17 protein-coding genes and 6 tRNA genes are annotated in these 19,143 nt (G+C 50.4%); 10 read left to right on the plus strand and 13 right to left on the minus strand.

Annotation, left to right across the window (positions count from 1 at the left end; all coding sequences use genetic code 11):
• Positions 1-131: 131 nt before the first annotated feature.
• The gene (gene nupC / locus C2U43_RS18300) at positions 132-1,334 is read left to right on the plus strand and encodes a nucleoside permease NupC (RefSeq protein WP_003834893.1); all 1,203 of its coding nucleotides are present in this window, start codon (positions 132-134) and stop codon (positions 1,332-1,334) included.
• A gap of 150 nt (positions 1,335-1,484) precedes the next feature.
• On the opposite strand, the gene C2U43_RS18305 is transcribed toward nupC, so the two are convergent.
• Together C2U43_RS18305 and C2U43_RS18310 are read right to left on the minus strand one after the other, a co-directional pair.
• A tRNA-Ala gene (locus tag C2U43_RS18305) sits at positions 1,485-1,560 on the minus strand.
• Between the two features lie 42 nt (positions 1,561-1,602).
• Positions 1,603-1,678: transfer RNA gene (locus C2U43_RS18310), tRNA-Ala, on the minus strand.
• 221 nt (positions 1,679-1,899) lie between these two features.
• Here C2U43_RS18310 and C2U43_RS18320 point away from each other — a divergent pair.
• Positions 1,900-2,262 (plus strand): YfeC-like transcriptional regulator, encoded by a 363-nt coding sequence (locus C2U43_RS18320; RefSeq protein ID WP_003028277.1) that lies wholly within the window; start codon positions 1,900-1,902, stop codon positions 2,260-2,262.
• A gap of 1 nt (position 2,263) precedes the next feature.
• Positions 2,264-2,656 (plus strand): MerR family transcriptional regulator, encoded by a 393-nt coding sequence (locus tag C2U43_RS18325; RefSeq protein WP_103285605.1) that lies wholly within the window; start codon positions 2,264-2,266, stop codon positions 2,654-2,656.
• Positions 2,657-2,712: 56 nt separating this feature from the next.
• On the opposite strand, the gene gltX is transcribed toward C2U43_RS18325, so the two are convergent.
• Positions 2,713-4,128: a glutamate--tRNA ligase gene (gene gltX, locus C2U43_RS18330; protein WP_008785393.1), complete on the minus strand. Its 1,416-nt coding sequence runs from the start codon at positions 4,126-4,128 to the stop codon at positions 2,713-2,715.
• A gap of 258 nt (positions 4,129-4,386) precedes the next feature.
• Between gltX and C2U43_RS18335 the strand changes: the two genes are divergently transcribed.
• From C2U43_RS18335 to C2U43_RS18350, 4 genes are all read left to right on the plus strand, one after another.
• Positions 4,387-4,462 (plus strand) — tRNA-Val (locus C2U43_RS18335).
• 46 nt (positions 4,463-4,508) lie between these two features.
• A tRNA-Val gene (locus C2U43_RS18340) sits at positions 4,509-4,584 on the plus strand.
• 47 nt (positions 4,585-4,631) lie between these two features.
• Positions 4,632-4,707, plus strand: a tRNA-Val gene (locus C2U43_RS18345).
• Positions 4,708-4,711: 4 nt separating this feature from the next.
• Positions 4,712-4,787 (plus strand) — tRNA-Lys (locus tag C2U43_RS18350).
• A gap of 660 nt (positions 4,788-5,447) precedes the next feature.
• Here the strand turns inward: C2U43_RS18350 and C2U43_RS18355 are convergent.
• From C2U43_RS18355 to C2U43_RS18385, 7 genes are all read right to left on the minus strand, one after another.
• The gene (locus C2U43_RS18355; protein WP_048234780.1) at positions 5,448-6,332 is read right to left on the minus strand and encodes a LysR family transcriptional regulator; all 885 of its coding nucleotides are present in this window, start codon (positions 6,330-6,332) and stop codon (positions 5,448-5,450) included.
• 98 nt (positions 6,333-6,430) lie between these two features.
• Entirely contained in the window at positions 6,431-7,687 is a 1,257-nt protein-coding gene (locus C2U43_RS18360) for a nucleoside permease (protein WP_048215824.1), read from the minus strand.
• Positions 7,688-7,743: 56 nt separating this feature from the next.
• Positions 7,744-8,577 carry a xanthosine phosphorylase gene (gene xapA / locus C2U43_RS18365; protein ID WP_008785395.1) on the minus strand — a complete coding sequence of 278 codons (834 nt, stop codon included), beginning with the start codon at positions 8,575-8,577 and terminating at the stop codon, positions 7,744-7,746.
• 325 nt (positions 8,578-8,902) lie between these two features.
• Complete coding sequence (locus tag C2U43_RS18370; protein WP_008785396.1) at positions 8,903-9,172, minus strand: YdgH/BhsA/McbA-like domain containing protein; 270 nt, start codon at positions 9,170-9,172, stop codon at positions 8,903-8,905.
• A gap of 230 nt (positions 9,173-9,402) precedes the next feature.
• The gene (locus C2U43_RS18375) at positions 9,403-9,798 is read right to left on the minus strand and encodes a DUF302 domain-containing protein (RefSeq protein ID WP_032944134.1); all 396 of its coding nucleotides are present in this window, start codon (positions 9,796-9,798) and stop codon (positions 9,403-9,405) included.
• A 77-nt stretch (positions 9,799-9,875) separates the two neighbouring features.
• Positions 9,876-10,967, minus strand: coding sequence for a YVTN family beta-propeller repeat protein (locus C2U43_RS18380; protein WP_103285606.1), 1,092 nt, complete (start codon positions 10,965-10,967; stop codon positions 9,876-9,878).
• Between the two features lie 428 nt (positions 10,968-11,395).
• Positions 11,396-12,322 carry a LysR family transcriptional regulator gene (locus C2U43_RS18385; protein WP_032944140.1) on the minus strand — a complete coding sequence of 309 codons (927 nt, stop codon included), beginning with the start codon at positions 12,320-12,322 and terminating at the stop codon, positions 11,396-11,398.
• Positions 12,323-12,411: 89 nt separating this feature from the next.
• Here C2U43_RS18385 and C2U43_RS18390 point away from each other — a divergent pair, with 89 nt between their 5' ends.
• Entirely contained in the window at positions 12,412-13,410 is a 999-nt protein-coding gene (locus C2U43_RS18390; RefSeq protein WP_032944142.1) for a bile acid:sodium symporter family protein, read from the plus strand.
• Here the strand turns inward: C2U43_RS18390 and C2U43_RS18395 are convergent.
• The 3 genes from C2U43_RS18395 to zipA all read right to left on the minus strand — a co-directional run bounded on the left by C2U43_RS18395 (position 13,407) and on the right by zipA (position 16,727).
• Positions 13,407-13,625 carry a DUF3820 family protein gene (locus C2U43_RS18395; protein ID WP_003038102.1) on the minus strand — a complete coding sequence of 73 codons (219 nt, stop codon included), beginning with the start codon at positions 13,623-13,625 and terminating at the stop codon, positions 13,407-13,409. The two genes, C2U43_RS18390 and C2U43_RS18395, sit on opposite strands and share 4 nt — an antisense overlap.
• Before the next feature lies 1 nt (position 13,626).
• The gene (gene ligA / locus C2U43_RS18400; protein WP_103285607.1) at positions 13,627-15,642 is read right to left on the minus strand and encodes an NAD-dependent DNA ligase LigA; all 2,016 of its coding nucleotides are present in this window, start codon (positions 15,640-15,642) and stop codon (positions 13,627-13,629) included.
• Positions 15,643-15,713: 71 nt separating this feature from the next.
• Positions 15,714-16,727 carry a cell division protein ZipA gene (gene zipA, locus C2U43_RS18405; RefSeq protein ID WP_103285608.1) on the minus strand — a complete coding sequence of 338 codons (1,014 nt, stop codon included), beginning with the start codon at positions 16,725-16,727 and terminating at the stop codon, positions 15,714-15,716.
• Positions 16,728-16,957: 230 nt separating this feature from the next.
• Between zipA and cysZ the strand changes: the two genes are divergently transcribed.
• Positions 16,958-17,719 carry a sulfate transporter CysZ gene (gene cysZ, locus C2U43_RS18410; RefSeq protein ID WP_057066948.1) on the plus strand — a complete coding sequence of 254 codons (762 nt, stop codon included), beginning with the start codon at positions 16,958-16,960 and terminating at the stop codon, positions 17,717-17,719.
• Positions 17,720-17,882: 163 nt separating this feature from the next.
• Positions 17,883-18,854 (plus strand): cysteine synthase A, encoded by a 972-nt coding sequence (gene cysK, locus C2U43_RS18415; protein WP_003038091.1) that lies wholly within the window; start codon positions 17,883-17,885, stop codon positions 18,852-18,854.
• Positions 18,855-19,143 lie beyond the last annotated feature (289 nt).

Here is a 19,143-nt window from a genome sequence, read left to right on the forward strand (position 1 = left end):
GTGTATCACCGATCACTAATTTTGAATCTCGTCACAGGTCCTTATTATAGTGTGTGTTTGATCTCGTTTTCTTTATGGTTGTTACATAGAATGTGCACGAAAACTAAACCTGCCTCATATTTGGAGCAAATATGGACCGCGTTCTTCATTTCGTCCTGGCCCTTGCCGTGGTTGCGGTACTCGCACTGCTGGTAAGCAGTGACCGTAAAAAAATCCGCATTCGTTATGTTATTCAATTGCTTGTTATTGAAGTGTTACTGGCATGGTTCTTCCTGAACTCTGATGTCGGTCTGGGCTTCGTGAGAGGCTTCTCCGAGATGTTTGAAAAACTCCTCGGATTCGCTAATGAAGGGACAAACTTTGTCTTCGGCAGCATGAACGACAAAGGCCTGGCATTCTTCTTCCTGAAAGTGCTGTGCCCAATCGTCTTCATTTCCGCTCTTATCGGTATTTTGCAGCATATCCGCGTTCTGCCGGTTATCATCCGCGCGATTGGTTTCCTGTTATCCAAAGTGAACGGTATGGGCAAGCTGGAATCCTTCAACGCCGTCAGCTCCCTGATCCTGGGTCAGTCCGAGAACTTTATCGCCTATAAAGATATTCTCGGCAAAATGTCTCGCAACCGTATGTACACCATGGCTGCAACGGCGATGTCGACCGTTTCCATGTCTATCGTCGGCGCGTACATGACCATGCTGGAACCGAAGTACGTGGTTGCGGCGCTGGTTCTGAACATGTTCAGCACCTTTATCGTGCTGTCGCTGATCAACCCGTACACCGTTGATGCCAGCGAAGAAAACATTCAGATGTCTAACCTGCACGAAGGCCAGAGCTTCTTCGAAATGCTGGGTGAATACATCCTGGCAGGTTTCAAAGTGGCAATTATCGTTGCAGCGATGCTGATTGGTTTCATCGCGCTGATCGCGGCCCTGAACGCCCTGTTCGCCACCGTGACCGGCTGGTTTGGCTACAGCATCTCCTTCCAGGGCATCCTGGGCTACATCTTCTACCCGGTTGCATGGGTAATGGGTGTGCCGTCCAGCGAAGCGCTGCAGGTGGGCAGTATCATGGCAACCAAACTGGTTTCCAACGAATTCGTTGCGATGATGGATCTGCAGAAAATTGCCGCCACGCTCTCTCCGCGTGCAGAAGGTATCCTGTCCGTGTTCCTGGTCTCCTTCGCTAACTTCTCTTCCATCGGTATTATCGCCGGTGCGATTAAAGGTCTGAACGAAGAGCAAGGTAACGTGGTTTCCCGCTTCGGTCTGAAGCTGGTGTACGGCTCTACGCTGGTGAGCGTACTGTCTGCATCTATCGCCGCACTGGTGCTGTAAGCGTAAGACAACGTCGTATTGATAAGACCGGGGAGATTCTTCTCCCCGGTTTTTTTATGCCTGCTATTCAGCAAACCGAAGAGATACAGGGTAAGAACAGGTAGGATACAGAAACAAAAAACCCCCGCTTTTCAGCGAGGGTTTAAATTTTGGTGGAGCTAAGCGGGATCGAACCGCTGACCTCTTGCATGCCATGCAAGCGCTCTCCCAGCTGAGCTATAGCCCCACGATGCTATTACGTACATACCAAATTCATTGGGATTAAATTTGGTGGAGCTAAGCGGGATCGAACCGCTGACCTCTTGCATGCCATGCAAGCGCTCTCCCAGCTGAGCTATAGCCCCATTACGTAAAGCTTGTCGAGTTGACGGGCGGCATCATATGAATTCCCTTCGCGTGTGTCAACGGCAAAATTAACTCATAGAATTCAATCGCTGAAAAAGCAGTCAAATGAAGAACATTGCGTAACAACTCGCATTCAGTAGTTAAACGCGTCACGGTTTCTACTAAAATGGTGCTATAAAATGAGCCACTAATTAACCCCACGACTATTCAGGGAATCGTTATGTTCAAGGAACGGATGACGCCAGAAGAACTTGCTAATCTGACCGGATACAGCCGACAGACCATCAATAAATGGGTGCGCAAGGAGGGTTGGGCTACATCACCAAAACCAGGCGTACAGGGCGGTAAAGCGCGTCTGGTTCACGTCACCGAACAAGTTCGTGAATACATTCGCAGTGCTGAGCGTTCAGCCGAAGGTTTATCAGATAATTTATCGTTATCCGGCGATACCTCTATCGAAGCTCTACTGATTAGGCTCGCCAAAGAGATGACTCCGTCAGAACAAAAAATGTTTACGTCACTGATCCTGCGTGAAGGCATTACGGGTTTGTTACAACGCTTAGGGATCCGCGACAACAAATAATATGAAAAAATTACGCAGCAAAATGACGACCGAAGAACTGGCGGAATGTCTCGGGGTTGCCAAACAAACCGTCAATCGTTGGATCAGAGAACAAAACTGGACCACCGAAAAGTTTCCCGGCGTTAAAGGGGGTCGTGCAAGGCTGATCCATATCGACTCCAGCGTCCGTACGTTTCTGCTCAATATTCCGGCTTTTCGCAAAGTCCCTGAAGTTTATCAGGCTGAGGAACCGCTGGCAGAATATACCCACGTGGTGCGTAGCCACGCCTGTCGCCAGATAATTAGCGCACTGGACAACATGTCCCCAACGGAACAAGAAAAGCTGGCAATGTATATTTCGCGCGAAGGTATTCGCACTTTCCTTACCCGTCTGGGTATTGATGAGTCTGAATAACAGGCAAAAAAAACGGCAGGATGCGCTCCTGCCGTTGTTTCATCGCTCAACCGGTCTTACTGCTGGCTTTCACGCTCAGCAATAAACGCCAGCGCTTTATTAATACGCTCAATGCTGCGGGATTTACCAATCGCATGCACCGTGACGTCTAACGCCGGAGACTGACCCGCGCCGGTTACGGCTACGCGCAGCGGCATCCCAACTTTACCCATACCCACTTCCAGCTCATCAGCGGTTGCCTGAATCGCGTGGTGCACGTTTTCTGCCGTCCACTCGCTGATAGCAGCCAGTTTATCGCGAACCACTTCCAGCGGCTGACGCGCTACCGGACGCAGGTGTTTCTTAGCTGCATCCGCGTCGAACTCAGCAAAGTCTTCGTAGAAGTAGCGGCAGCTCTGCGCCATCTCTTTCAGCGTTTTGCAGCGCTCACCCAGCAGTTTAACCAGCTCAGACAGCTGCGGGCCGACGCGAGTATCGATATTTTCCTGCTCAATGTGCCATTGCAGATGCGTTGCCACATATTCAGGTGCCAGCGAATTAATGTAGTGATGGTTCAGCCACTGCAGTTTTTCGGTGTTGAACGCACTGGCAGACTTGCTCACCGCACCAAGGGAGAACAGTTTGATCATCTCTTCACGGGTGAAGATTTCCTGATCGCCGCTGGACCAGCCCAGACGCACCAGATAGTTCAGCAGCGCTTCCGGCAGGTAACCGTCGTCGCGATACTGCATAACGCTGACCGCACCGTGACGTTTAGAGAGTTTTTTACCGTCGTCGCCGTTGATCATCGACACGTGTGCATAAACCGGCACCGGCGCATTCAGCGCTTTCAGGATGTTAATCTGACGCGGAGTGTTGTTGATATGGTCTTCACCACGAATAACGTGGGTGATTTCCATATCCCAGTCGTCGACAACAACACAGAAGTTGTAGGTCGGGGAACCGTCAGTACGGCGGATGATCAGATCGTCCAGCTCCTGGTTGCTGAATTCGATCGGCCCACGGATCTGGTCGTCAAAAATAACGGATCCATCCTGCGGGTTGGCAAAACGCACCACGCATGGTTCATCAGCAGCATGATGTTCATGGCCGTGGCGGCAGCGACCGTCGTAACGTGGCTTCTCACCGTTTGCCATCTGCTCTTCACGCAGTGCGTCCAGACGCTCTTTGGAGCAGTAGCATTTATACGCGGTACCGGCTTCCAGCATCTCATCAATCACGGCGTTGTAGCGATCAAAACGTTTGGTCTGGAAGTACGGGCCTTCATCCCATTCCAGATTCAGCCAGTTCATGCCATCCATAATGGCTTCAATAGCTTCCGGAGTGGAGCGTTCGAGATCGGTGTCTTCAATACGCAGCACAAACTCACCGTCATGGTTACGTGCAAAAAGCCAGGAATATAGAGCAGTACGCGCACCACCGACGTGCAGGTAACCTGTCGGGCTTGGCGCGAAGCGAGTTTTGATTTTCATGAAATGGCCTTACGTTTATAAAGATGCCGACAACCGGCAAATCCTGGAAAGATTATCAGGCTCGTATTCTATCACTGTGGTCTGATTCCTCAATGTTGTTCAGGTTGGAACATCACGCTTTGCCATTTTCGTATACAAATCATGCTGCATGGATTGATTTGCGATCGTTTTGTTTAAATTTACGACGAACGAACAAATTCTTTAGAAAATGCGTTGACTCATTTTCAACTCTCCCTATAATGCGACTCCACACAGCGGGGGTGATTAGCTCAGCTGGGAGAGCACCTCCCTTACAAGGAGGGGGTCGGCGGTTCGAACCCGTCATCACCCACCAACTACTTTATGTAGTCTCCGCCGTGTAGAGTAAGAAATTGAGAAGTGGGTGATTAGCTCAGCTGGGAGAGCACCTCCCTTACAAGGAGGGGGTCGGCGGTTCGATCCCGTCATCACCCACCACTTTCTCGCCAGCTGGATTTCTTACAATAAAATTGAAGTACCGAAGTGGGTGATTAGCTCAGCTGGGAGAGCACCTCCCTTACAAGGAGGGGGTCGGCGGTTCGATCCCGTCATCACCCACCACTTCGGGTCGTTAGCTCAGTTGGTAGAGCAGTTGACTTTTAATCAATTGGTCGCAGGTTCGAATCCTGCACGACCCACCAATGTAAAAAGGCGCCCTAAAGGCGCCTTTTTGCTATCTGCGATTTATAAGATTCGAACCTGCATCGCCTGATGCGCTACGCTTATCAGGCCTACAGACAATACCCCACACGTAGGCCGGATAAGACGTCAGCCGCCATCCGACACAGACAACACAACACGCGTAGGCCGGATAAGACGTTAGTCGCCATCCGGCACAGACAACACAACACGCGTAGGCCGGATAAGACGTCAGTCGCCATCCGGCACAGACAATACCGCACGCGTAGGCCGGATAAGACATCAGCCACCATCCGGCGCAGACAACACAACACGCGTAGGCCGGATAAGACGTCAGTCGCCATCCGGCACAGACAACACTACACACGCAGGCCGGATAAGACGTTAGTCGCCATCCGGCACAGACAACACTACACACGTAGGCCGGATAAGACGTCAGTCGCCATCCGGCACAGACAACACTACACACGCAGGCCGGATAAGACGTCAGTCGCCATCCGGCACAGACAACACTACACACGCAGGCCGGATAAGACGTTAGTCGCCATCCGGCACAGACAATACCGCACGCGTAGGCCGGATCAGACGTCAGTCGCCATCCGGCACAGACAACACAACACGCGTAGGCCGGATCAGACGTCAGTCGCCATCCGGCACAGACATCACATCGTCAATGCCGCTACCAGTTTCTCCAGCGCGGGTGTCGCCTGCAGTTGGTCATACACAATATACAAATCCGCCGGAATACGTTCCTCTAACGGTCGAAATACCACGCCAGGCCAATTCATCTGCGCATAGCTGTCAGCAATTAACGTAATACCAATCCCCATGCTGATCATCGCCAGCACCGTTTGCGGCTCCCTCACCTCACGAATAATCATCGGGGAAAATCCAGCACTCAGGCAAACTCGCTGCAAAAATGCCCAGTCAGTATGAATGGAAGGCATTGTGACAAAATATTCATTTCTCAACGCCTCCAGCGGTATGGACTCACAGGCAGTAAGAGGATGTTCTTCCGGCATGGCAACCAGAAAAGAGGACTCATGCAAACGCAAACTGGTAAACCCGGGAGAAAGCTCCGTAGCCATCCGCCAAATTCCCGCATCCAGTTCACGCCGTTCCAGCATCGTCATCTGCATCGCGGGCATGTTCTCGCGAAACAGCACCTCAACATTGGGATTATCCTTCATAAAACGCCGCATCACCGGACGCATTTTTCCCCACATCGCTGTACCGATAACGCCAAGCTCAATTCGCCCTGCCTCACCACGACCAATTTGCTCCACTCTCGCCAGCGCCTGATTAGCACTGGATAACAGTCGGCGCGACTCTTCCATCAATATCTTTCCCGCGTGAGTTAACGCCACGCTGCGGGAATGACGGATAAATAGCAAAGTGCCGAGCTGTTGCTCCAGCTCTTTAATATGGGTACTGAGCGGCGGTTGCGACATATTCAGGCGAGCAGCAGCACGTCCAAAATGCAGTTCTTCTGCGACAGCAAGAAAATAACGCAGTAACTTCAGATCGATACGGTGCGTACGTTCCATGGATAATGCGCTCCTGAAATAAGGATAATGCGCAAAGTTACCACATTGCCTCGCAGATAATGAAACGGCGGGTATCAGAACCCGCCGCCAATGGAGTGTTAATGTGCCGGTGATTTCTGTGCCAGTCGTTCAGGCTCATGCCTGTACTTAAAGAACAATGCAAAGATAACCGCAAGTGCTAACGCATACGCGGCAAACACCAGCCAGATGGTTTGCCAATCCTTAACGCCATCGACAGAGAAGTAATCTACCGCCATCCCGCTCAGGATTGAACCCACCCAAGCGCCCACGCCGTTGACCATCGTCATAAATAGCCCCTGCGCGCTGGCGCGAATGTTAGAGCTAACCTCCTGCTCGACAAATACCGATCCCGAGATATTGAAGAAATCAAACGCACAGCCGTAGACGATCATCGACATCAGCAGCAGCACAAAACCAAACGGCGACGGATCGCCAAAGGCAAAGAAGCCAAAGCGCAGCGTCCATGCCAGCATGCTCATCAGCATCACCGTTTTAATGCCAAAGCGTTTAAGGAAGTACGGAATAGTGAGAATAAAGCCCACCTCCGCCATCTGCGAAACTGAAAGCAATATGGAGGGGTACTTCACCACAAAACTGTCGGCAAACTCAGGATTACGGGCAAAATCATGCAGGAACGGATTGCCAAAGACGTTGGTGATTTGCAACACCGCCCCCAGCATCATCGCAAACAAAAAGAAGATTGCCATCTGCGGTTTTTTAAACAGAACAAAGGCGTCCAGACCGAGCTTGCTGGCAAGCGTGGTGTTTGCTTTCTTCTCAGCAACCGGGATTTTCGGCAACGTAAGCGCATACAGAGCCAGCAGCAGCGATGCGCCTGAAGCGATATACAACTGCGCGCTGCTCAGTTCCAGTCCCATCAAACTGACTGTCCACATCGCCACAATAAAACCTATGGTGCCAAACACACGAATTGGCGGGAACGCGGTGACCGGATCCTGACCTGATTGCGCCAGGCACGAGTATGAGACGCTATTCGATAACGCAATCGTCGGCATATACGCCATTGCGTTAACCAGCATCACCCAAAACATGGTCTGCGGATCGGTAACGGTTGTGGCATATAGCAACACGCCCGCACACACCAGATGACAAAGCATATAGGCGCGCTCGGCGCGTAGCCATTTATCGGCAATGATGCCCATAATGCCCGGCATGATAATCGCCGCCAGCCCTTTCGAACTGTAAATCATACCGACGTTCGCGCCGGTAAAATCCAGGGTATTAATCATGTAGGAACCCAGGGTTACCAACCAGCTTCCCCAGATGAAATATTGCAAAAACGACATGAGCTTTAAGCGAGATGCGATACCCATTTTTCCGTTCCTTGCCATAAAGTAAGACCCCGCAAGCGGGGTCATTTTTTAGTTATTCAGGCCAGTTTGCGCAAGAATCCGCAGATCAAATTGATGAAATTCTGCCGGGAGAGTTCCGCTGCAGCCAGCGTCTGCGCGTGAGATAATTTAACATCACCCAGACCTTCCGCCAGGTTGGTGATGGCCGCCACCGCAACCACTTTCAAACCGCAGTGGCGCGCAGAGATAACTTCAGGCACCACCGACATCCCCACCACGTCACCACCGATAATTTGCATCATGCGGATTTCTGCCGCGGTTTCAAAGTTCGGCCCCGGATAAGAGACAAAAACCCCTTCACTCAGCGGGAATCCTTCCTCAGCGGCAACAGTTTGCAGGATCGCGCGGTAGTCAGCATCATAGGCATTCGCCAGTGAAAAGAATCGCTCGCCAAAACGCTCATCGTTTGGCCCTACCATCGGCGTACCCGGCATCGTATTGATGTGATCGCTAAGCGCAACGAGGCTACCCGGTCCGACTTCGGGACGCAAAGAGCCTGCAGCATTGGTGCAAAACAGCAGCTCACAGCCCAGCAGTTTCAGCGTACGAATGGCATCCGTCATCACCGTCATACCGCGACCTTCATAGAAATGTCCACGTCCTTTCATACAGGCCACCGGAATTCCCGCCAGATTTCCCAACACCAGTTCACCAGCATGACCGTGTACGGTACTCACCGGGAACCCTGGTAGTTTCTCGTAAGAGATGGCAACCGCATCCTCAATTTGATCCGCCAACGCCCCCAGGCCTGAGCCGAGGATAAAGGCTACGCGCGGCGTAAAATCCGGTTTGTAACCACGAATGATATCAGCGCTATACCAGGGATTTTGCGAGAAAAGAGAGTGGCTCATGAGATGTCCTTAATACTGAGTAATCGAAATAACGTAGCGTACCGCATTGTTATAGCGAGACTACGCAATCGATTACCAATACCGTTTATCCCGATAACCGATAGTAAATCGGTATAGATGGCATGTGCTAAATCGGCCTGAACTCACATTTTTTTTCTGCCAGAAATGGCAAGGAGTACCAACACATCAGGAATTCGTCAGACGAGTGGGCTGACAAAGCCCGCCTTGCAAATGACTGACAAACATTTGTTGATTATTAATAAGCGAAAGCAGGTACAACAACGCACTTTCGCTAATCAATAATTAAAACGGGGGAAACAGCTGTTTACTTCTTATAGAGTTCGCTGGTCACTACAGCCTGAGAACCATTGCCTATAGAAGAGAAGTTCTTAATAACAAAGAAATCAGCACCTTCTTTATCTGCCATTTTCGAAATTTTGTGCATACATTGATTCACCGTATTTTCCGTTACGGTGATTGACTTGACATGCTTTAAACTATTGGCTTCTTGTTGCGAGATTTCTGTAGCAGCAAAGGCAGACAGACTGAGAAAACACAAAGAAGCGGCCAATGATGTGACTAATGTCTTTTTCATAACTATCCTCATAACTTACATATTAATATCTGAGCGTCAAGATATACTCTTCACATAATATTGCAAACAAAAACCCTTCTATTTATAAAATAGACGAATCGACAAACATTGAAGAGTAATGAACATCATATGTATTATTCAATAGGTTTATTATAGCGGGTTAAATATTTGCATAATAAACGCAGAAAAATAACACTAAATATCCACGAGGCATTTAGTGTTATTTGCAATTAATTACCGGCCACTTCGTTAAGAAGGGTTGTCAGGATGCTAACTGGAGCAACAATATTATGTGCAACACCATAGTCAAACTCCAGAACAGTACTTGCATCCTGATAATCTATATGGGTATCACCATTATCATCCTGCCAAATAACCACCCTTAGGGGTAACTCTATTGCCGCATGAGGATTTGCTTGCATGGCAGGAGTACCACCCTTTGGGTTACCAAACAGAAATAACATCGTCGGTCGCAGAGCAAGACCTGCTTCCGTTGCCGCTTGCTGTTGATCAACCTGCACAAAAATACGAATATTTTTAGCATTCAATACGCTGACGAGTCTGTTTACAGTATCATCAAAATTGAACTTACTAGGCAGCGTTTTTGTCCGCTCCGGCTTTCTCATCTGTCGTTCCTTTATTTATAGAATATTCATGAAAATACCCGCCAGCGAATGACGGGTATTGATAAATGCTAGCACAGTTATTTAGGCGTCACTTCGACAGAGCCCCAGCTAATACCATTTGGGTTGTTGTCTACCGGGAGCGTGTTCACTTCCTTACGCTCATTAATGTCAATCATCGAAACAGAGTTTGCAAATGAGTTAGTTACGTAAGCATATTTGCCATTTTTATCAACAACCACGCCATGGGCCCCATTGCCAGTGGTGATGGTTTTCGCTACCGTAAGGCTTGCGATATCAATCATGTTTATTGTGTTACCCGGCTTGCTCTTCGAGCCCTGATTGGTTACCAGCATGCTTTTACCATCCGGAGTGCCAAACAGCTGGATTGGTACGGTACCGACATTAATTTTCTTCACAACTTTACGCGTTGCTGTATCAATCACCGCTACAGCGTCTTCACCAGACAGGGAAACAAACACCCGTTTTCCGTCCGGTGAGAAACCTACCTGGGCTGGCATTTTACCTAATGGGATCTGCGCGACTTCTTTATTACTCGCTGTATCGACAACGGATACCGAGCCCCCTTTCATATTCGCGATATAAACTTCTTTACCGTCAGGACTCACTCTGAGGCCATGAGGGAATTTACCTACATTAATTGTCGTTAAATTTTTCAAATGTTCTGCATCAATCACGCTGATAGTGTTATCTGCACTATTTGAGATATACGCCATTTTCCCATCAGGGGTGACGACAACATGCGCAGGGTGTGCGCCAACCGGAAGTTTTGCAATAACCGTATCATTTTCGGCATTAATAACCCAAACTTCGCCATGTTCCTTTTTGCCTGCATGAGAATCTTTGCCCATATCCATTTTCTCAGAATGGGCATCTTTACTCATATCCATATGTTCAGAGCCTGATGAATGTGTCCCGTTAGCACCAAGGTTGGTTACCCAAACTGTTTTATTGTCTGGTGACACCTGAACGTTATGCGGCATTTTACCAACATGTACTTTATCTACAGTCTTTAAAGACGCAGCATCAAGTACATTAACTGAATCTGCACCTTCATTTGCTACATACACTCTGTCTGCTGCAAACGTATAACCAGACCATGCCAGCATACTAATTTGCATTGCAATTAAAATTTTATTTTTTCTTATCATCGCCGCCAATACCCCATTAGTTAAATATATTTACCGGATTAGTTTCAGCAACCAGCTATTGTAGGATTATTTAACATGTCACTAATATTACTCCATCGGGATCGTGTTAATTCTACCTATAACGAGTTACTGTATAAATTGCTTAGTCATTTCATTAATCAATCGCTATACATCATTGTATTAGATACTGCTATCCGTACTTGCGTATAAAGAGTATCAACCTTCCAGCAAGTGGAAGGTCAAGAAAAAAAGTAATAATTTAAAATAGCCTTACAAATCCGCAAGCTAAGCAATTGCCTAAGAATATCGCAGGAGAATTTATAAATATAAAGAGGTAGTCCGGTGCCGGGTAAAAATATAAAAGTTAACGATCAGTTCATCGATACTGAAAGCCAAACTTAACGACATGACAAACACCAGCCATATCGTTAAAGCTGGTACAAAGGATCCCGTGCCCGACCGGCGGTTAATTCACTGGCCTGCATCCGTACTACGTCCCACAGCGCCTGAGCCGCAGTCGATAAAGAACGATTTTTACGTCGTGCCAGCATCAATTGTCGTTCCACAACCGGCGTCAGGCGTTTAACCTGCAAATGGCTGCCCTGTGGCAGAGGAAGCGCCAGCGCAGGCAGCACGCTGATACCAATCCCCGCCTCAACCATCGGGAAAAGCGTGGCAGGGTGACCTATCTCCTGAACGATATTGGCCTCAATGGAAAAGTGAGCCAGCGCCGCATCGATCAACGGTCGACTGCCGGAAGCGTAATCCTGTAATACCAGGCGCTCATGATATAAATCCTGCCAATTTACCCATTCGCGTTGGGCTAGAGGATGATCCCCTCGACACAACAGCAGGAACGGTTCGGATAACACCGCTTCACACTGCAGATCGGTCACAGCACCTGGATCTATCACAATGCCAAAATCTACCTCGCCCTGACGAATACTCTCCAGCACCCACTGTTGCGGACGATCGTGCAGCACAAAATCGATTGCTGGATAAAGCTGATTACTCTGGGCAATACACTGTGGAATAAGGTGAGCAGATATTGTCTGGCTGGCGGCAACGCGCACCGTTCCGGTTAACTGCGTTCCCACCTGGCCTGCTTCACGCAGCGTGCTGTGCAGTTCATCCAGAATACGTTCCAGCCGCGCCGCCAACTGGTGCCCTGCTTCCGTCAGCACTACTTCCCGCGTTGTTCTATCTAACAACCGCACACCCGTCTGCCCTTCCAGCTCTTTAACGCTGTGGCTGACCGCAGACTGGCTTAAGCCAATGATATCCCCCGCCCGGCTAAAGCTTTTGGCCTGAGCGACGGTAACAAAGATACGGAGCTGACGCAGAGAGTAATTCATCTATTCGATTCATATATGGATGCAATAAATCAATTTTATTTCTCAAACAGAAAAACGCAAAATGTTCCTACCGAATTTCAGGAGCTTTTATGAAACTTTTTCGTATCCTTGATCCGTTCACGATAACGTTGATTACGGTCGTTTTACTGGCGTCCTTTTTCCCGGCCGAAGGTGGCTTTGTACCTTTCTTTGAAGGCTTAACCACCGCTGCCATTGCCCTACTGTTTTTTATGCACGGGGCGAAGCTTTCGCGTGAAGCCATTATTGCCGGCGGTAGTCACTGGCGTTTACATCTGTGGGTGATGTGCAGCACGTTTGTTGTTTTCCCGGTGCTGGGCGTTCTGTTCGCCTGGTGGGCACCGGTAAATGTTGACCCGATGCTGTACACCGGTTTCCTGTACCTGTGTATTTTGCCGGCCACGGTGCAGTCGGCAATCGCTTTTACGTCGCTGGCGGGGGGTAACGTTGCTGCCGCCGTGTGTTCCGCTTCGGCCTCCAGCCTGCTGGGTATTTTTCTCTCGCCGTTACTGGTTGGCCTGGTAATGAATATGCATGGCGCAGAAGGCAGTCTGGAGCAGGTGGGGAAAATCATGCTGCAGCTGCTGCTGCCGTTCGTACTGGGACATCTTTCACGTCCGTGGATTGGTAACTGGGTGTCCCGACATAAAAAATGGATCGCCAAAACGGACCAATCCTCCATCTTGCTGGTGGTGTACTCCGCCTTCAGTGAAGCCGTGGTTAACGGGATCTGGCACAAAGTGGGGATTGGCTCACTGCTGTTTATCGTGGTGGTCAGCATCGTATTGCTGGCAATTGTGATTGGCATCAACGTCTTTGTTGCGCGGAAATGCGGCTTCAACAAAGCCGATGAGATCACCATTGTCTTTTGCGGATCGAAAAAGAGCCTGGCGAATGGGATCCCAATGGCAAATATTCTGTTCCCGACGTCAGTGATAGGAATGATGGTGCTGCCGTTGATGATCTTCCATCAAATTCAGCTGATGGTGTGTGCCGTGCTGGCACGTCGCTACAAGCAACAAACGGACGCATTGCAGGCGCAGCAGAAAAGCCACGCCGCAAAGGCTTAGAGCGGGCGTTTCAGGGGCTGCACCAGTTGCGTCAGCCCTTCAGTTTTAATCAGCAGCGTGATTTGCATCAGCTCGCCGAGCTTGCCCGGCGGGAATTCATCTTTACGGGCAAACCACAGCAGATACTCTTCCGGTACATCAATCAGCCGACGCCCTTTATATTTGCCAAAGGGCATCACGGTATTGGCGATTTCAACCAGCTGCTCTTTTTCCATTTCAGGCACCCAGTAAGCGGATCATTTCAGCTTCATCGATCACGGCAATACCCAGTTCCTGCGCTTTTGCCAGCTTCGAACCCGCCGCTTCACCGGCAATCACCAGGTCGGTTTTCTTCGATACGCTGCCGGCCACTTTTGCACCCAACTCGGTCAGTCGCGCTTTGGCGTCATCGCGTGACATCAGGCTCAGGCTCCCGGTCAGCACTACCGTTTTACCCGCGAAGGGGCTGTCGATTTCTTCAGCGTTGATGACCACCGGTGCTGGCCAGTGAATCCCCTGCGCCAGCAGTTGGACGATCACCTCGCGGTTACTCTCTTCAGCAAAGAAATTAAACACGTGGGTCGCTACCACAATGCCGACATCCGGCACTTTTTGCAGCTCTTCAATAGAGGCCGCTTCCAGCGCCTCAAGGGTGCCAAAATGCGCCGCCAGACCAGCAGCCGTAGCTTCGCCGACTTCGCGAATACCCAGCGCGTAGAGGAAACGGGCAAACGTCGTTTCTTTCGCTTTTTCCAGCGCATTCACCACGTTTTGTGCCGATTTCGGCCCCATACGATCAAGACCGGTCAGCTTACCTGCGGTCAGTGTGAAGAGATCCGCTGGTGTGTGGACATACTCCTTCTCGACCAATTGATCGATAATTTTGTCGCCCATGCCGTCAACGTCCAGCGCACGGCGGGAAACGAAGTGTTTCAGCGATTCCTTACGCTGCGCTCCGCAGATTAAACCACCGGTACAGCGAGTAACCGCTTCGCCTTCCACACGCTCAACGTCTGAGTTGCATACCGGACAGTGGGTGGGAAACTCAATTTCACGCGTATCGTCCGGGCGCTCGGAAAGCACGACGTTTACTACCTGCGGGATGACATCGCCCGCCCGGCGAATGACGACTTTATCGCCAATACGCAAACCAAGACGCTCAATTTCATCCGCATTGTGCAAGGTGGCGTTACTGACCAACACCCCGGCAACCTGAACTGGCTCAAGACGAGCGACGGGCGTAATCGCCCCGGTGCGTCCAACCTGAAACTCAACATCACGTACGAACGTCATCTGCTCTTGCGCCGGGAACTTAAAGGCCACCGCCCAGCGCGGCGCGCGGGCAACAAAACCCAGTTGCTCTTGCAATACCATGGAGTTGACTTTGATCACCACACCGTCGATATCGAATCCCAGCGTCGGTCGGTCTTCTTCAACCTTGTGATAGTAAGCAAGTACTTCCTCCGGAGAGTCGCAAAGCTTAACTCTGTCGCTCACCGGCAATCCCCACTCTTTAAATTGCAGCAGACGGCCCTGGTGGGTATCAGGCAACACACCACCTTCCAGCACACCAACGCCATAGCAGAAGAAAGTAAGCGGTCGCTTCGCTGTAATACGTGGATCGAGCTGACGCAATGACCCGGCCGCTGCGTTACGTGGGTTAGCAAACACTTTGTTGCCAGTACGGCGGGCCTCTTCGTTAATTTTTTCAAATCCGGCCTGCGGCAGGAACACTTCACCGCGCACTTCCAGACGCGTCGGAATGTTATCGCCTCGCAGTTTTAATGGGATCGCACGGATGGTGCGCACGTTCGAGGTAATATCCTCACCCGTAGTACCATCACCACGCGTTGCGGCACTGACCAGCACACCGTTTTCATACAGGATACTGACCGCCAGCCCGTCCAGCTTCAGTTCGCAGCACCAGGTTAGTTTATCCGTACTCTTCAGTCTGTCCTGCACGCGCTTGTTGAAGGCGAGAAAACTCTCTTCATCAAACACGTTATCCAGCGACAGCATTGGCACTTCATGGCGAATCTGGCTGAACGCTGCTAACGGGGCGGCGCCAACACGTTGGGTTGGCGAGTCGGGGGTGATAAGGTCTGGATGCTGCGCTTCCAGCTCGCGCAGTTCACGCATCAGGCGATCGTATTCCGCATCGGGAATTTCCGGCGCATCCATCACATGGTAGAGATACTCATGATGGCGAAGCGTGGTTCGCAGTTCTGTCAGTTGTTGTTCGATTAATTCCATATCGCACCATCAATGATAAAAAACCCCCGACAGGCGGGGGTTTAGCAAGGAGATGTCACGCCAGAGGAGAATCAGGCGTGAGATTCTTTAACTTCGCGGATGCGGTCCTGATACTCGCGCAGTTTCTGCGGCGTCATCATGCGACGTTGATCGTCGAGCACCACACCACCCACTTCATCGGCAATGTGCTGTGCGGACTGCAGCATCAGCTTAAAGTTTTGCAGCTCGTCACCATAGGACGGAACCTGCATAAAAATAGTCACGCCAGGGGTGCTGAAATCACCCGTCATTTCGGGGTCAAACGTTCCTGGGTTAACCATATTGGCAAGGCTGAACAGCGAAGGACCGCTGCCATCCGGGCTCAAATGACGATGGAAAATATTCATATCGCCAAATTTAAAACCGGCTTGCTGAATGCTGTTGAGCAGCACTTCACCGTTGAGCTCACTACCGTGATGCGCCGCAACGTTCATAATAATGACCGCTTCTTTACGCTGCGGTTTTTCAGCAACAGGCGCTTCTTCAACTACTGGCTCAGGCTGCGGTTGATGTTCAACGGCAGGCTCTGCGGGCTGGAAAGCCTGCGGTGCAGGTTGCGGTGCTTGCTGCACGGGCTGCTGAACCTGCGGAGCAACGGGCTGATGCTGCATCGGCTGCTGCACAGGTTGTTGCTGAACAGGTTGATGCTGCACCGGCTGCTGCGGTTGTACAGGCTGCGGCTGCTGCTGAGCATGCGGCGGCGGTACCGGCGCTTGTGCAGGCTGCGGCGCGGGTTGACGCGGCTGAGCAGACGCATAAGGCGGCTGGTACTGGTGTTGCGGCGACTGAGGAGGAACACCATGTTCCTGCGCGTTACCGGGAGCATGATTCACACGATGAACGCGAACTTCGCCCACGCCTTCGTCTTCCTCGACGTTGTCGTCGAAAGAATCCTCGTCTTCACATTTAGACTTCATGCGTTTCAGTGGGCGATCGCGGAATATAGAAGACCGCTCTTTACGGCTAGTCCAAAAACCATGTACCAGTAAAGCGATTATGGCGATCGCGCCAACAATGATTAATATCAGACGCAAATCCTGCATCATTATATTCTCTGTTGTTCTAACACCTTGCCACCACGGCAAACATTTACTCACTAAGAGTATTTGTCGATTACGCCAAGTGCAAGTGCACTCTTGGCTTTCACGGCATAAAGATGAACAAAATTGTGCTTTTTGCTGTTTTTTCGAACATTTCTGAACAGCTTAACGCTCAACAACCCGGTAAGATACGCAAAGTTTACCAGAGCTTATATAACAAGGAGTATGTCCTGACCATGGTTTCATCATCTGCAGTCGTACCTCGCAGCGGCCTTTATTACTTTTCACAGGGATGGAAGCTCATCACCCAACCGGGCATTCGTCGCTTTGTCATCCTGCCTTTGCTGGTGAATATCCTGCTGATGGGCGGCGCATTCTGGTGGCTATTCACACAACTCGATAGCTGGATCCCCGCGCTGATGAGTCACGTCCCTGACTGGCTTCAGTGGCTCAGCTACTTGCTGTGGCCGATTGTCACTATCTCCGTACTACTGGTGTTCGGCTACCTGTTTTCCACCATAGCCAACTGGATTGCCGCGCCGTTTAACGGTCTGCTGGCAGAACAGCTGGAAGCACGCTTAACGGGCGCAACACCGCCTGACACCGGCGTTCTCGGCATCATGAAAGATGTTCCCCGTATTATGAAACGTGAATGGCAAAAGCTGGCGTGGTATCTCCCGCGCGCAGTCGTGTTGCTGATCCTCTATTTTATTCCGGGTATTGGTCAGACCGTCGCCCCGGTGCTGTGGTTCCTGTTCAGCGCGTGGATGCTGGCTATTCAGTACTGCGATTATCCGTTTGATAACCATAAGGTGCCTTTTAAGGAGATGCGCGTCGCGCTGCGCACACGCAAGGTCACCAATATGCAATTTGGCGCATTGACCAGCCTGTTCACCATGATTCCGGTGCTCAATCTGTTCATCATGCCGGTCGCGGTTTGTGGTGCCACGGCGATGTGGGTAGACTGCTATCGTGCTAAGCACGCGTTATGGAAGTAATGCAAAAATGTGTAAAAGCGGGCTGGCTTATGCCCGCTCTTATTCCATACTGCAACGCATTATTTCCTGGTGGCATATAGATATACGAATTCCTTACTTCCCCATACTTTCTCAACAGGTATGCTGAAGCGGTATCCCAATTTCATACAGTTAAGGACAGGCCATGAGTAAGATTTTTGAAGACAACTCGCTGACTATCGGTCATACGCCGCTGGTTCGACTGAACCGTATCGGTAACGGACGCATTCTGGCGAAGGTGGAATCACGCAACCCAAGCTTTAGCGTCAAATGCCGTATCGGTGCCAACATGATTTGGGATGCCGAAAAACGTGGTGTACTGAAACCGGGTGTAGAGCTGGTCGAACCAACCAGCGGCAACACAGGGATTGCGCTGGCCTACGTTGCCGCAGCTCGCGGCTACAAACTGACTCTGACCATGCCTGAAACCATGAGCATTGAGCGCCGCAAGCTCTTAAAAGCGCTGGGCGCGAACCTGGTGCTGACCGAAGGCGCAAAAGGTATGAAGGGCGCGATTCAGAAAGCGGAAGAAATTGTGGCCAGCGATCCGGAAAAATTCCTGCTGCTGCAGCAGTTCAGCAACCCGGCAAACCCGGAAATCCACGAAAAAACCACCGGCCCGGAAATCTGGGAAGATACCGATGGCCAGGTTGATGTCTTTATCTCCGGCGTTGGTACCGGCGGTACGTTGACTGGTGTGACCCGTTACATTAAAGGCACTAAAGGCAAAACCGATCTGATCACCGTCGCGGTTGAACCTACCGACTCCCCTGTTATCGCCCAGGCGCTGGCAGGTGAAGAACTCAAACCAGGCCCGCATAAAATTCAGGGCATTGGCGCAGGCTTCATTCCGGGTAACCTTGATCTGAAGCTTATCGATAAAGTCGTTGCCATCACTAATGATGAAGCTATTTCTACTGCGCGTCGTCTGATGGAAGAAGAAGGTATTCTGGCTGGGATCTCTTCCGGTGCTGCGGTTGCTGCCGCGCTTAAGCTCCAGGAAGATGAAACCTTTACCAATAAGAATATAGTGGTTATTCTACCGTCATCGGGTGAGCGTTATCTGAGCACTGCACTGTTTGCCGATCTCTTTACAGAGAAAGAACTGCAACAGTAGTGCCAGCATGTTAAAAACGCGTAAAAAAGCACCCTTTTGGGTGCTTTTTTGTGGCCTGCTTCAAAGTTTCAACTCGCCTGGCATTGATTCAGCCCGCCGGAACTGGTATTTAACCAAACTAATTATTTTGATGCGCGAAATTAATCGTTACAGGAAAAGCGCTAGCTGAATCGATTTTATGATTTGGTTCAACTCTTCCTTTCGCGGCATAATGTTTAATGACGAACGAAACGTCAGCGGCAAGAAGTTGCCAGCAACGGATTGCACCGAACTCCTTTTGTGTCGCGTC

The organism is Citrobacter freundii complex sp. CFNIH9, from assembly GCF_002903305.1.
Lineage (GTDB): Bacteria > Pseudomonadota > Gammaproteobacteria > Enterobacterales > Enterobacteriaceae > Citrobacter > Citrobacter portucalensis.

Excerpts from the sequence above, each read along its gene's own strand:
- C2U43_RS18370 (WP_008785396.1), bottom strand. The coding sequence starts at position 9,172 with ATGAAAAAGACATTAGTCACATCATTGGCCGCTTCTTTGTGTTTTCTC.
- C2U43_RS18390 (WP_032944142.1), top strand. The coding sequence starts at position 12,412 with ATGAAACTTTTTCGTATCCTTGATCCGTTCACGATAACGTTGATTACG.
- zipA (WP_103285608.1), bottom strand. The coding sequence starts at position 16,727 with ATGATGCAGGATTTGCGTCTGATATTAATCATTGTTGGCGCGATCGCC.
- cysK (WP_003038091.1), top strand. The coding sequence starts at position 17,883 with ATGAGTAAGATTTTTGAAGACAACTCGCTGACTATCGGTCATACGCCG.
- C2U43_RS18320 (WP_003028277.1), top strand. The coding sequence starts at position 1,900 with ATGTTCAAGGAACGGATGACGCCAGAAGAACTTGCTAATCTGACCGGA.
- C2U43_RS18395 (WP_003038102.1), bottom strand. The coding sequence starts at position 13,625 with ATGGAAAAAGAGCAGCTGGTTGAAATCGCCAATACCGTGATGCCCTTT.
- ligA (WP_103285607.1), bottom strand. The coding sequence starts at position 15,642 with ATGGAATTAATCGAACAACAACTGACAGAACTGCGAACCACGCTTCGC.
- C2U43_RS18325 (WP_103285605.1), top strand. The coding sequence starts at position 2,264 with ATGAAAAAATTACGCAGCAAAATGACGACCGAAGAACTGGCGGAATGT.
- C2U43_RS18385 (WP_032944140.1), bottom strand. The coding sequence starts at position 12,322 with ATGAATTACTCTCTGCGTCAGCTCCGTATCTTTGTTACCGTCGCTCAG.
- nupC (WP_003834893.1), top strand. The coding sequence starts at position 132 with ATGGACCGCGTTCTTCATTTCGTCCTGGCCCTTGCCGTGGTTGCGGTA.
- C2U43_RS18380 (WP_103285606.1), bottom strand. The coding sequence starts at position 10,967 with ATGATAAGAAAAAATAAAATTTTAATTGCAATGCAAATTAGTATGCTG.
- xapA (WP_008785395.1), bottom strand. The coding sequence starts at position 8,577 with ATGAGCCACTCTCTTTTCTCGCAAAATCCCTGGTATAGCGCTGATATC.
- cysZ (WP_057066948.1), top strand. The coding sequence starts at position 16,958 with ATGGTTTCATCATCTGCAGTCGTACCTCGCAGCGGCCTTTATTACTTT.
- C2U43_RS18355 (WP_048234780.1), bottom strand. The coding sequence starts at position 6,332 with ATGGAACGTACGCACCGTATCGATCTGAAGTTACTGCGTTATTTTCTT.
- C2U43_RS18375 (WP_032944134.1), bottom strand. The coding sequence starts at position 9,798 with ATGAGAAAGCCGGAGCGGACAAAAACGCTGCCTAGTAAGTTCAATTTT.
- C2U43_RS18360 (WP_048215824.1), bottom strand. The coding sequence starts at position 7,687 with ATGGGTATCGCATCTCGCTTAAAGCTCATGTCGTTTTTGCAATATTTC.
- gltX (WP_008785393.1), bottom strand. The coding sequence starts at position 4,128 with ATGAAAATCAAAACTCGCTTCGCGCCAAGCCCGACAGGTTACCTGCAC.